This is a genomic window from Bacillus haimaensis (genome assembly GCF_048270625.1).
Classification (GTDB): domain Bacteria; phylum Bacillota; class Bacilli; order Bacillales; family Bacillaceae_I; genus Sutcliffiella_A; species Sutcliffiella_A haimaensis.
The window spans coordinates 291,563-305,762 of the sequence record NZ_CP158164.1 but is presented as its reverse complement, the minus strand read 5'-3'; the positions used below and the strand labels follow the sequence as shown (position 1 = coordinate 305,762).

Here is a 14,200-nt window from a genome sequence, read left to right as displayed (position 1 = left end):
CTTCATAGATAGAAGCTCCTCATACTGTCTATAAAATTCATATTAAAAACAAAAAGGCTACAGTAAAAACTGGGTTTTAGTAATTTGTTCATTAGCTTAGAAAGTACAAAATAAAATTTTAAGGTTATTGAACAACCGTTACTGTTTTAGGCGTTGTTGTTACTTTAAAACCGTCTTTTGTAATGACATTTGCTGTGATTGTATAAGTGCCATTTGGAAGATTATTATCAGGTGTCCATTTTGCATTCAATGTATGTTCATTTTTCACTTCAAACGAATCTATAATCTTTCCACTTGCATCTTTAACATTAATCGTCCAGTCTACCCTAGCATAAGCCCAGGCAGAAATATTCGCTGGTTTGCTGTTGTTAATATTTGCATTAGGATAAATTTGGATCGTTTGAACGGCCATAGAAGATTTAATATAACTCGGATCTCCCCAAACTTTGTACGATTGATTTCCTGCATAATCAATGGCTAAAATAACAATACTTTTCGGTTCTGTATTAACAAGAAAAGATTTTTGCTCAAGTGCTAGTGAATAAAATTGTCCATTAACCCAAACAACAGCAGAATTAAAGTCACTTGCATTGTCTTGCGGATTGAAGGAAATTTCATATTTACCGTTCTTTGGCGTTACTGTAAGATCTGAAACGGTCGGAGCGATTGAATCTATCATGATTGGCATTTTAACCACCTGTGGGCGTGCGTTTTCATAATCGAATGTTGTTTTTATAACATATTGGTATACACCGTCAGGTACATATTGTCCGGACATGTCTTTCATATCCCATTGATATCCACCATACATATTATCTTTATATGACATAATATTTTTTCTGAATTTCCATGGAGTTCCAGTATATTCACTAAAATCGCCTAAATCTTTAATGAGATTTCCAGATTGATCTTCAATATACATTTCAACTTTATCTAGATTACGTAAGGCTTGAAATGAAGCATAGATACCTTTGTTGATATAGTTTGGCGAGTAGGCAATACGGTTAAGATGGAATCTATCAGTATACGGGTCATATCCCAATGGAAATCTTTCTGTACTATCATCCCAAAGTGCCGTATATCCTACAAATGCATCTTTCTCCCATGCTGGAGGGTCGATATTTCGTGGTTCATCCCATTTCCCATAGAAACCCATATAAGGAACAGTTAAAGGTACTGCCTTTTCTTGGTCTTTGGCATTGGCTACTGGAACTAGACGAACAAATCCTTCTACAAAACTATTTTTCTTTAAGGAATCTGGTAAAGTTACATTAACAGTAAGCATTTTTGTTTGACCTGGTTTGATTTTAACTAATGCTCCTGTTTTATCTGTTACTGTATGATCATTTACAGTGACTGTCACACCATCAATACGTTCACTAGTTAATGTTAAATACTCTTTTGAATCCAGTACCCCATCACTATCTAAATCAAATTCCCTCATTTCAGTCTGATCTTTAAGTACATCTACATAGACATTGTATTCAATATCATTACTATTATTTTTACCTTTAGGAGCGTCAAATGCTTCCAAGTTTAATTTAAAGCTTGTATTTTGACCGATTTCCTTTAAAGCAACCGCTCCAGCTTGTTCTAAATTCGTGTCTCTACTTGTCACAATGACAGGTGTGTTAATGGCATTTTGAATTTTCATTACCCCAGAGCCTTGTACACGTGGTGAATATGGAACTTCTCCATTCATTCTTGGATCCATGACCACGTTAGCTGTATTCATTAAAGCAATTTTCGCCTTCAAAACGGTATCTTCAGAATGTGTTAATCCTTTTTGATAAAGTGCCTGCAATAATAATGCAGAACCACCTGCAACATGAGGCGTTGCCATGGATGTTCCACTCATAATCTCATAATCATTTCCTGGTACTGTGGAATAAATATTTCCACCAGGAGCAGAAATCTCTGGTTTAAAATCTAATATACTTGGAGAACCAATAGATGAAAAATGGGACATTTTGTCTTTCGCTGGGTTATCTACCAAAGTATCACCTGATAATTTCATGCTTAAATATTGGCCACTTGGCAGACTACTCATTTTATTCAGTAATGCTTCACCTGCAGCTTTACCTGTTGAAGCTGTTGGTACTGCAGTTGGCGTTACTGGTAGCGTAGTATAATCTGACAACCCTGCAGGTGGTATCATAATAATAGCCTTTGCTCCAGCACTCTTTGCAGTCCACTGAATGGATGAAACAGTACTATACGTATTTAATAGTTTAACTACTGCAATGTAGCCAGTTTTGCCTTTAGGATAATCTAAAGCATACTTTCCTTCGTTTACGTAAACCATATCGTAGCTGGTATCTGGTAATAGATTCTTAGAAACTTTAAAATTATACAATGCTGGGAATTGCGTTTGATCCTTGAAAGGAAGCGATATACCATCTACTTCATCTAGTTTATTTAAATGAAGTTTAGTATTTTCATAGGAAGCAACTGATAGAGCATATGGACTTACACCCGGTGCACCAACTGTTCCAATATCAGGATTTTCCGCATATGGTTTTAATGATGAGAAAGTGATGTTATTCTTCGTACTGTAGGCTGAATTACCTGCTGCCACGACAACTAGGGTACCATGTTCTGTCGCAACTCGTATTGTCTTTTGAATTGGATCATATTCTTCATCTACATAGCCTGCATCTACACCTAAACTCATGTTGATAACATCTGCACCCATTGTGACGGCATGCTCAATACCTGCAATAATATCATCTTCATAGGCACCTCCACCTTTATCTGAAAATACTTTCTCAGCCAATAGCTGTACACCTGGTGCAATACCTTCAACTCCACCATTCGTTTCGTCTCCACTTGCTCCGATTGTACCGGCAACGTGAGTACCATGCGCACTACCTGTTGCTCCAGGAATGATATCCGTATCGTTATCTGCCCAATCATAGCCTGTTGGGACTTTATCGGAATACCAGATTTCGTTTACTTCTGTCTCTGTAAATTTTTGAGCGATTTTATCTTGAGTCCATTTTTCTCTCGCTTTGGCTGTATCCGATAGCTTCATATCCTTGTGCGTATAATCAATTCCGGAATCAACGACCGCGACTACTAAACCTTCACCTGTATATCCATATTGTTCCCATACTTTTTGAGCTTGTACTAATTCTTTACTTGCTCCCATCGTTTCTTCGAATGTTCTAGCAACATGAACATGTGTAACACCTGGTATGGATTCTATATCTTTTAAATTTTGGAACTCTGTTTCGACACTGAATCCGTTAAATCCTTCAAAATAACGGTGTCTCACTTTAGTAGGCGTATTTGATTTAGAAGTTTTCTTGTTAGCAATTTGGTCGATGACTTTGTTTTGCTTTTGCTTCATTAATGATTTTTTATTTTTAGATGTATTGTCCACATCTGTTGGTTGTTCCACTTCTACGATTAGACGAACAATATCGTTTGGTTTATAGGCTTTAATCAAACCTTCTTTATTAATCTCTTTATTATATAAATTATCACTTCCTGGATCTAACTTGTCCTTATCAAAAAATAAATGCCTTCCTTGTTCCACAATATCTTCAATAGCTTCTGACTTGGTTGAAGTGTCATTCGTTTCCGCAAAAGCTGTGAATGATGAAAGAAGTAAGGCTGTGACAGCTGCAGTAGTCAAGACTTTAAACGCCTTCAATTTACTCTTTTTCATTTATATCTCTCCTTTTTTAGTTTTATATTTATTTTTCAATATGAGGTTGGTAATTAAATAGCTTTAGACAAAACTCTATCCCTACCGAGAAAATAAATACTATTTATATTGTAAGTTCACCAAAAAGCACAGTAAATTGGGGGATTTAGGCGATTAAATCATAGTTTAATATACCTATATATTTAAGATTTCATTTATAAGATTGTCATTCAAACAAAATTAAAATAGAATTTCAAGTTAATATAGGGAAAATATTTATAATTTATTTGTGAAGTATTTTTTTGAAATAGGGGGAAATAAACATAAATCTTCGAATTTTATGATTTTACGAAAAATTAAGTTATTAATATGTGTAAAAAGAACTAGAAAGATAAGCTCTCATATTTACCGCTTAAAAACGTAGCAGGCGAAGAAGTCCCCAGCTGCATTCTCTTCCCGTCTTGCAGATACGTTTGGGCTATCGTGGTCACATCTATGAAACTTTGAATCTTATCTTCTAGTTCTTTTTTTCCTCCATAAATAAAAAGTACTACTCTTATATGTCATTAATACAAAAGAGCAGCACTTTTTATTACCTTAGATTATTCACTTTTTGAACGCCGGAGTTGATTGCGGTTTTAATTGTTGTTCTTTTTAGCAGGTAGTAATGGATCTGCTGTTTTTACAGTAATAACGTTAGATATACCATCGTTCAAGCCGCCTACAACTTTTACTCTAAACTGGTAGGAAGTATTAGCTGACAATCCTGTTACTACTGCATTTTTCGAGCCTGCTGTAACTGGTTTTTCTGTTGTCGCAGCGCTCCATGTAACGCCATTATCGCTCGATTGCTCAATTTTCACTTCAGTTGCATGGACAGCAGCAATCCAGCTAAGTGCGGCCGTATTTTTAGATTTCGCAGTATTTTTCAATGTGTTAACGGTAGATGCAATTCCTAATTCATTGAAGTAATGTGTACTGTACTTTCCGGCAACTTGTTCTTTCGGTTTAACTGTCGCATCTGGGTTCGATTTATATAAGTTCTTAACGAGGAACTTCATATCCGTCTCATTAATGATGCCGTCTTGATTTAAATCTTCCACTTTAAAATCGTCTTGATCCTGCATGCCAATCTTATTGGCTAATTTCTTGACGTCTAGAACATCAATAACGCCATCACCATTGACATCTCCTGCAGCAGCTTTAGGCTGCTTAGACGCGGCGAATAAATACTGTCCAATATCCTCGCCCCAAGTCGTCTTCGCGCCTAATGTGACTTTTTGAATACTCTTTAAGTGACCAGGAACTTCCACGACAATATAGTAAGGATCTTTTGACATTGGAATGTTCAAAATGTCGATATAACCATTTTTATCAACGGTTCCAAAATATTTCTCTCCGCCGTTCACACTGTGGGCATACACGGTTGCTCCCACTTGGGAGAAGTCTTTGCCCCAATCATTGTTAAATCCTTCGTATCGTAAATACGACACTACATAAGAGTGATTTGGAATAATTTTGTAGCTGTCAATTTGGTTGAACAGAGTCATTTTTGTTGGCTCAGACTCTCCAAACTTCGTGTAGCTGAAGTCTTTCGTATTATATTCTCCGTCCATTGTATCTGCAAGAATATAGAAATGATCGTCTACTAGCTTAAACGTTACATCAAGGAACGGGCTGTCCCCACTAAATCCTTCGAATCCATTTCCGCTAATATGAGCTCCTACGTTAACCATTTTTTTAGACCAGGTGTAAGTTGGGTGGTCCTTTACGACTGGTTCGTCTACAGTTACAGTCAAGCCGTTATCTTGTGCATATTGTTGGAACTTTTTATTTACTTTTACATCTAAAAATTCAAAGTTCGAATAATAACCAAGATCGTACGTACCTGACATAAGTTTCTCAACATTGTTCAAACTTAAAGTCATTGTTAACGTATCGTTTTTATACACTTTTTCTTTATCGTAGGTAGGCACTACATAAGGCGTACCTTCCTTAACAAACGCATATGGGTAGAATTCATTTAATAAATGGGCGTTTGTAGCCTTATCCATTGGGAATAAAATAACGGTTGCCGGCCCATTCTCAATGTCTCCCTTCTCAATACCAAATTTCACATCTCCGTTCGCTTCAACAGGAAAATCTCCATCAGGGAATACTTTCTGATTTAGATAATACCAAAGTGAGTTCGAAGACTGTGTAATGCCAAGTGGTGCTAATTGGTTTGTGCCTTCATCGTATAGATTTGCATGAACCCAAAATGCGTTTTGAGCTTCACCGTTAAGTGTTTCTTGTGTAAAGTCTGAATCTTTTAACTCGTATACTTTACCAGGAGATTTATCTTTAAAGGTAAGCTTAGGTAAAGTATTGTCAATAACAAACACTTGCGATTTCTCGTATGATATACCGTCTGCATCTACTGCTCTAAACTTCACGGTATATTGGCCTTCTGGTAATACAGCTGTTGTAAATAGATCAGCTGTTTTCTCCTCCATTGGATCTCCGACAAACGGATAGTAAGAAGGACTCATGAATAAAAATAGATCTTGGTCGATCGGCGCTGTGACCGCATCCATTGTTATAGCACTACTGCTACCTAGTGCACGACCGTCTTTGTCATAGATAATCGCACGAACATTCTTCATAGGGCTGTTTAATTTGAATTTCAAAAATGAAAATGGACTTGCCATAAATGGATGAGCAGGATCCCATTTCACAGTACTAATGGCTGGATTACTCATTTCAATACTTTCAATTCCTTTATCAACTACGCGAACAGCGAACGGCACACGATAGCTTTCTTGTGGATTTGCATGATTGACAATATTCATGTAACCTTCGTATCTGCCGGTTTTTGCTGTTCCCGGTACACGAATCGTCGCTGTTAAATCAGCTGATTGTCCCGGTTCAACAGTTATCGACTGAGAAGATGTCGTCATTTCTACTTTATTGGACACTGCGTCAAGAACACCACTTTTAGCCTTCGAATATTCATAACTGATATCAAAGTTTTTTTGCTCGATTCCTTTATTTTTAATAACCATTTTACGACTGTCTTCATTCGTATCGTTTTCTTTACGATAAATCGTACCATAAGCAATTGAACCTGTTTCTTCGTCAATCGTAACAAAGCTGCCGTTTGTATCCCTATTTTGCGTCTTGTCCATAACTTTAACAGATACATCAGCATAAACGGCTACTTTTACATCAACTAATCCTGCTCCTACTTCATATACAGAATAATCGTTAGATAATTTATCTGATGTATTCATTAACGCCGCTTTCACATCAAATGGAGTGTAGTCTGGGTGTGCTTGTAAAATAAGCGCAGCAACACCGGCTACATGAGGCGAAGCCATTGACGTTCCAGAAATACGTGCGTATGCAGATGAATAGTCGATTCCGTATTCTGGACTATGAACGTATTCTGGATAAGTAGAATAGACAGATACACCAGGTGCTACTACATCAGGTTTAATGTCATAGTTTTTCGTAGCAGGTCCTCTTGAGCTGAAGCCCGCTAGATTATTTCCTTCTGTCGTAATTGAACTAACATTACTAAAAGTAATTGAAGAAAATCCTGCTGCCGCTTTTAATCGCTCCCCATCCGCTTTCGTTATACGGAAAGCAGGGATGAAATTGGTTTCATTAGCAAGATAACTGTCGATTTCGCCATCGACATTGTTATACATAATCACAGCGGCTGCTCCAGCTTTTTTAGCATTGACCACCTTATCGACTAACGCGTACGATCCACGCTGAATTAAAGCTACTTTTCCTGTTAAGTCAATTGGTTGACCATTAGCATCTTTAAAATCGTTCTCCCCACCTAAACCAACATAGACGATAGGATACGATTTGTTTACTAACGTTTCTAAATGATCATGAAAACCTTTACCTAACAGCTTCATGTTGTTGAACGTTTCACTGCCCACGGTCGCCGATGCTGTAGGAATGCCCATCGGGAAGTCACTTGCTCCAACAGTAATAGCAAACGCTGCTGTTCCTGGAGAACCAAGTGTTTTCTCACCTGGACCTGCGTTACCTGCTGATACTGTACATGTCACACCAGCAAGTGTAGCATTATTAATGGCAACGGATTCTGCAATTAACGGGTCGTTTACGGCAACACCCAATGACAAGTTAATAACGTCCATTTCATCTTTTACAGCTTTATCGATACCAGCAATAATGTCGCTTGAATATCCGCTACCCCATGGACCTAAAACGCGGTAACTATATAAATCAACATCAGGCGCTACACCTAAAGACGGATTATCAACACTATTTTCCCCTTGACCTGCAATCGTTCCTGCCACGTGGGTACCATGATACGTATAATATGATTGACCTGGATATTCCGGCTTTCCTTCATTTACCCATTCTTGATACGTCGTTTCCATTGGATCAGCATCATCACCGACAAAATCCCAACCTTTTACTCTTGTCGGATCAATAGTCTTTGGATCTTCTTCATCATTTTTACGATATCCTTTATATGCGTTCGTTAAATCTGGATGGTTGTAATCAATACCCGTATCGAGAACGCCGACCTTTATTCCCTTACCTGTAACACTATCATTATGCAAATCTTCAATACCTGGAAGTGGAATATAATTCTCTTTTAGAGTATTTGTAGAAGTATTTTGCTCGGAAACACTTTGCTGCTGTATTGAGGTTGTAGCAGATTTTACTTGCTCGTTTCCAGCTGACAAATTTTCTGTATAGGAACCATTTAATTCTTTTGGATCAAGCTTCACAACTCTATCTTCATAAATACTGCTGACTAAGCCTGATTCTAAAAGTTTTTCCACATCTGTTCCTGCGAGTGTCATCGCTACTCCGTTAAACGAGTGCTGGTATTCTCTAGTAATCTTAATTTCTGGTTGTGAAGCAGGAGTAGATGGGGTGATGACACTACTTTCTTCTTTTTGTTTCCCCAATCCTTGAACATAATCTTTAAACTTTTTATGAGAATTTTTAACCTTTTTAGCAGCGTCTGTCAATGAAATCTTGTTACCTGCTAATTGCTGCTGAACAACTTCTACTTTTGCCGGAGCTTGTTTAAACTCAACAATGACGCGAACCGGATCAGCACTTTGAACGTTGATATTTGGTGAAATTTTCAACTCACTCTCGGTGCTAATTTTATTCATTGCCTCAATCTCCGCTGGGGTTAGATTATATGTCCCCGTATGAGATTTACTCGGAATCGTACCCTGAATTTGGATTTTGTCTTCAGCCAAAACATTAAGTGGAACGATAGAAGACATCAAAATACAACTCATTGCTGTCTTAGCAAGTATTTTTTTTAACTTATTTTTCCCCAATGCACTTCTCCCCCTTGAAAATGATATAATTTGTGTGTCTTTTTTAAATTTTTCGACATATTTCTTTGTTTGTTTCATTGTACTTAGGAATTTTCGTATTGTATATAGGGGGATTTTAATGTAAAACATATAAAAAACGGGGGATTTTAATGCTTGAATATTATAAAAAATCATCTTTTTGTTTTTGTACTTAGGTTTTTACCTTATTAGAATTTGGGGGAAATCTATGAATTAACGTTTGATGCGGAGGTAAAAGAGTTTACGAAAAATTTAAACGAGTTTATTAAGTCTATAGAAAGAAACGGAATCTTGACCAACGTTTCCATGATGCATTTTATTCTTTCTCGAAAAGAACCACTAGAAGATATCGCACTCCCCTTGTTGAAGCCATTTGAGTCGGGAATGGAATTAACCGGCGCCATATTATTCCATTAAGTAATGAATACAGGGCAGAACTCGACATAGAACAAGTTCGAATGTCAATGATGATGTTGATGATGTTAGGGAAGTACAATGGAAGGCAAAAATATACGGGAAAATTGTCAAACGACAGTGATTACGCATTTTCCGCTAAAAAGGGAAATCAAGGATCACTAACTCCCCTAACTGTGATAATTTTCTTCTATCTTGGATGTGAATTTACTTTTTGAATTTCAAAGAAGATGTTTATAACACAACAATTTATTAAAATATCCTAACTTAACTAAACCATAATGTTTTTTTGTTGGCACAAAGTTAGCACGACACTATTTTCCACACATAAAAAAGCCTTGGTATATTATATACCAAGGCTTTTTATATATTATCCGATTGAACCTTCCATCTCGAACTTGATCAGACGGTTCATTTCTACTGCGTATTCCATTGGAAGTTCTTTTGTGAATGGCTCGATGAAGCCCATTACGATCATTTCTGTTGCTTCTTCTTCGGAAAGACCACGGCTCATCAAATAGAACAATTGCTCTTCGGATACTTTTGATACCTTTGCTTCGTGCTCAAGGGATACGTTATCGTTGAACACTTCGTTGTAAGGAATCGTATCGGAAGTGGATTGGTTATCCATGATTAGTGTGTCACACTCGATGTTGGAACGAGCGCCGGAAGCTTTTTTACCAAAATGCACGATACCACGGTATGTTACTTTACCACCCTGCTTGGAGATGGATTTGGAAACAATCGTAGAAGACGTGTTCGGTGCAAGGTGGATCATTTTTGCACCTGCATCCTGGTGCTGCCCTTTACCAGCTAATGCGATGGAAAGAGTCATACCGCGAGCGCCTTCACCTTTAAGGATAACCGCTGGGTATTTCATCGTCAGTTTGGAGCCGATGTTGCCATCGATCCATTCCATTGTCGCGTTCGCTTCACAGACTGCACGCTTCGTTACAAGGTTGTAAACGTTGTTCGCCCAGTTCTGGATCGTTGTATAACGGCAATAAGCATCTTTTTTGATGATGATTTCAACTACTGCACTGTGCAGGGAGTTGGTTGTGTAAACAGGTGCTGTACAGCCTTCTACATAGTGTACATGTGCGCCTTCGTCCACGATGATAAGCGTACGCTCGAATTGACCCATGTTTTCAGAGTTGATTCGGAAGTAGGCTTGAAGTGGAGTTTCCACTTTTACACCTTTAGGAACATAGATGAAAGAACCACCGGACCATACTGCAGAGTTCAATGCTGAGAACTTATTGTCAGTTGGCGGGATTACCTTCGCGAAATGCTCACGGAAGATATCTTCATTTTCTTTTAATGCTGTGTCCGTATCTTTGAAAACGACACCCAGGTCTTCCAGGTCTTCCTGCATGTTGTGGTAAACAACCTCGGACTCATACTGAGCAGATACACCAGCAAGATATTTTTGCTCCGCTTCAGGAATACCAAGCTTATCAAACGTCTGTTTGATTTCCTCAGGTACTTCATCCCAAGAGCGCTCAGACTTTTCAGATGGCTTTACGTAGTACGTAATTTCATCAAAGTTTAAGCTGTTCAGGTCGCCGCCCCATTGAGGCATTGGCATGTTATAGAAATGTTCCAATGATTTAAGACGGAAATCCAACATCCATTGAGGCTCGGACTTCATGCGGGAGATCTCTTCTACGATCTCTTTCGTAAGTCCACGGCCGGAACGGAAAATGGATACGTCCTTATCCTTAAAACCATACTTGTAATCGCCGATTTCAGGCATTTTTTTTGCCATTTTCTTATTCCCTCCATTCAAGAGGTGAGCTCTAGAAACATGGTTCCTAAAGCTCCCTATCCTTAAAACTTATTCCGACTTGACGCCCTTTTCCATGGCTTTCCATGCAAGGGTGGCACATTTGATGCGTGCAGGGAATTTAGCAACACCTTGCAGTGCTTCAATATCCCCTAAGTCCAAATCTTCGCCATCGTATTCCTTACCTAGCATCATATCATAAAAGATCTGGGAAAGTGCCAAAGCCTTCTCGACTTCTAACCCTTTGACCGCTTGTGTCATCATGGAAGCAGAGGCCATGGAGATGGAACAACCCTCTCCATCAAACTTGGCGTCGGCTACTTTTCCATCTTCCACTTTCAGCGTTAAGTGAATGCGGTCCCCACATGTCGGATTATTCATTTCAATGGTAATTCCATCTTCCTCAAGCTTCCCCTTGTTGCGGGGGTTCTTGTAATGATCCATAATCACTTGACGGTAAAGAGTATCCAAATTATTAAAAGACATTGCTAAAGTACTCCTTTGTTTTCACTAATGATGCTACTAGCTTATCAATTTCTTCCTCTGTGTTATACAGGTAAAAACTAGCACGGGCCGTGGAAGAAACGTTCAGATACTTCATTAAAGGCTGTGCACAGTGATGCCCTGCGCGAACAGCGATTCCTTCTGCATCCAATACAGTAGCTACATCATGAGGGTGTACATCTTCTATATTAAAGGTAACCAGTCCTGCACGCTTCTTCGGACCATAAATCGTGATACCTTCTATTTCAGACATGCGGTTCATGGCATACTCAGCAAGCTTATGCTCATGAGCCAGGATATTTTCCATCCCGATTTGTTCAAGAAAATCAATAGCCGCTCCAAGACCGATTGCACCAGCAATGATAGGGGTACCGCCTTCAAATTTCCAAGGCAGCTCCTTCCATGTGGAATCCTGCAATCCAACAAAGTCTATCATTTCCCCGCCAAACTCGATCGGTTCCATATTATCGAGAAGGTGTTTTTTCCCGTATAGAGCACCAATACCCGTCGGTGCACCCATTTTGTGACCGGATAATGCGAAGAAATCGCAATCCAAATCCTGTACATCCACTTTCATATGCGGAGTACTCTGGGCACCGTCCACCACCATGATCGCGCCATGTTTATGGGCAATCGCAGCGATTTCTTTAATCGGGTTGATGGAACCTAATACGTTGGAAACCTGCATCACAGAAACGATTTTCGTGTTTTCCGTAACAGTTTCCTCTACATCCTTCAAGGAAATCGAACCATCTTCTGTCAGAGGGATATACTTCAAGGTAGCGCCAGTTGCTTTAGCCGCCTGCTGCCAAGGAATGATATTACTATGGTGCTCCATATAGGTTATAACTATTTCGTCGCCCGCTTTAAGGTTCGCACGGGCATAGCTGCTTGCTACAAGGTTGAGGGCAGTTGTCGTTCCACGAGTGAATACGATTTCCTCTCTGAAAGATGCATTGATAAAATTCTTCACTTTATCACGTGCACCCTCATAACCATCTGTCGCTCTTGTACCCAGTGTATGAACGCCGCGATGCACATTGGAGTTATACCCTTTGTAGTACTTTTCCAAGGCCTCAATCACCGCTAGGGGCTTTTGAGAAGTAGCAGCACTATCTAAGTACACAAGCGGATTTCCATTGACCTCTTGATGCAAAATAGGAAACTGCTGACGAATCTCCTGGATATTCATTACTTAACTTTCCTTTCAATTACATCAATCAACAGGTTCTTTACCTTCTCGATTGGTAATTGTTGTACTACCGGTGCCAAGAATCCGTGAATAACCAAGCGTTCAGCTTCCTGCTTGGAGATTCCGCGGCTCATCAGGTAGTAAAGCTGAAGCGGATCCACACGGCCTGCAGAAGCTGCATGGCCTGCTGTTACGTCATCTTCGTCAATAAGAAGAATCGGGTTTGCATCTCCACGCGCTTTTTCGCTAAGCATCAATACGCGGGATTCCTGCTCGGCATTCGACTTGGAAGCTCCATGCTCGATTTTACCGATTCCGTTGAATACGGAGCTTGCGCTGTCCTTCATTACACCGTGCTTTAAGATCTGTCCTTCAGAGTTCTTGCCATGATGCACAACCATTGTAGTGAAGTTCTGCTTCTGCACGCCACGTCCAACTACGACAGTTTTCGTGTCACCAGTAGAGCCATCACCGATCAGGTGCGTGACATTCTCTGAAATTGTGTCTCCATCGTTCATCAGGCCAAGTGCCCACTCCAATGTTGCATCGCGTCCAACTACTCCACGACGGTTCACATAGGTAGTAACACCTTTACCAAGGTTATCCACAGTCCCATAAAGAACCTTGGAGTTGCCGTTCGCAATAACCTCAGAAACGATGTTGAAAATGGATCCTTCTCCATCATTTGTGCTTAGGTAGTTTTCCACATACGTAACAGCACTATTGTCCTCTGCTACAATCAGTACATGGTTGAATACCGCTTCCGCTTTATCATGAACATAGATTGCCTGGATTGGTTCTTCAATCACTACATTCTTAGGAATGTAGAGGAAAGCTCCCCCATTCATCAATGCTGCATGAAGCGCAGTCAGTTTGTGCTCATCCACTTTCACTCCATCTTTCATGAAGTACTTTTGAACAAGGTCACTGTGTTCTTTTGCTGCAGTTAAAATATCGGTAAAAATGACACCTTGGGAAGTCAGCTCTTCTGTTAGGGAAGAAACGACAGGTGTATTGTCTACTTGAACATATATATTCTCAACATCTACAAGAGCCTTTACCTCTTGTGGCAACTGGTCCACAGATGTAATGGAAGTTTCAACAGTATGCTTTTGGAATCCTGTGAAATTCCAGTTGGTAATCTTCGTTTTATCCGGCTTTGGTAATGGAAGTTCTTCCGCCAATGCAAGAGCTTGTAAGCGAAGATCCGACAGCCACTGCTGCTCCCCTGATTCCTTGGAGTAGTTGCTGAGGTAGTCTTGATCAAACGGTAATTTTGTCTCTAACGTCATGATAATCCTCCT

At 39.4% G+C, this 14,200-nt stretch carries 5 protein-coding genes and 1 pseudogene; all 6 read right to left on the bottom strand.

What is annotated here, in order from left to right; genetic code table 11:
• Nucleotides 1-124: 124 nt before the first annotated feature.
• Entirely contained in the window at nucleotides 125-3,673 is a 3,549-nt protein-coding gene (locus ABN702_RS01300; RefSeq protein ID WP_417899073.1) for a S8 family serine peptidase, read from the bottom strand.
• A gap of 1,028 nt (nucleotides 3,674-4,701) precedes the next feature.
• A pseudogene (locus ABN702_RS01295) lies at nucleotides 4,702-8,982 on the bottom strand (S8 family serine peptidase); the annotation flags it as partial.
• A gap of 802 nt (nucleotides 8,983-9,784) precedes the next feature.
• Nucleotides 9,785-11,182, bottom strand: a complete 1,398-nt coding sequence (sufB, locus tag ABN702_RS01290) for a Fe-S cluster assembly protein SufB (protein WP_204418694.1) — start codon at nucleotides 11,180-11,182, stop codon at nucleotides 9,785-9,787.
• 69 nt (nucleotides 11,183-11,251) lie between these two features.
• Nucleotides 11,252-11,686, bottom strand: coding sequence for a Fe-S cluster assembly sulfur transfer protein SufU (sufU, locus tag ABN702_RS01285; protein WP_417899072.1), 435 nt, complete (start codon nucleotides 11,684-11,686; stop codon nucleotides 11,252-11,254).
• Nucleotides 11,676-12,896 (bottom strand): cysteine desulfurase, encoded by a 1,221-nt coding sequence (locus ABN702_RS01280; protein ID WP_417899071.1) that lies wholly within the window; start codon nucleotides 12,894-12,896, stop codon nucleotides 11,676-11,678. The genes sufU and ABN702_RS01280 overlap by 11 nt, the downstream gene beginning before the upstream one ends.
• The gene (sufD, locus tag ABN702_RS01275) at nucleotides 12,896-14,188 is read right to left on the bottom strand and encodes a Fe-S cluster assembly protein SufD (RefSeq protein ID WP_417899070.1); all 1,293 of its coding nucleotides are present in this window, start codon (nucleotides 14,186-14,188) and stop codon (nucleotides 12,896-12,898) included. Before sufD ends, ABN702_RS01280 begins: the two co-directional genes overlap by 1 nt.
• Nucleotides 14,189-14,200: the final 12 nt, after the last annotated feature.

What these genes read in the sequence shown, in the direction of transcription:
- ABN702_RS01300 (WP_417899073.1), bottom strand. Translation starts at nt 3,673, where the DNA reads ATGAAAAAGAGTAAATTGAAGGCGTTTAAAGTCTTGACTACTGCAGCT.
- sufB (WP_204418694.1), bottom strand. Translation starts at nt 11,182, where the DNA reads ATGGCAAAAAAAATGCCTGAAATCGGCGATTACAAGTATGGTTTTAAG.
- sufU (WP_417899072.1), bottom strand. Translation starts at nt 11,686, where the DNA reads ATGTCTTTTAATAATTTGGATACTCTTTACCGTCAAGTGATTATGGAT.
- ABN702_RS01280 (WP_417899071.1), bottom strand. Translation starts at nt 12,896, where the DNA reads ATGAATATCCAGGAGATTCGTCAGCAGTTTCCTATTTTGCATCAAGAG.
- sufD (WP_417899070.1), bottom strand. Translation starts at nt 14,188, where the DNA reads ATGACGTTAGAGACAAAATTACCGTTTGATCAAGACTACCTCAGCAAC.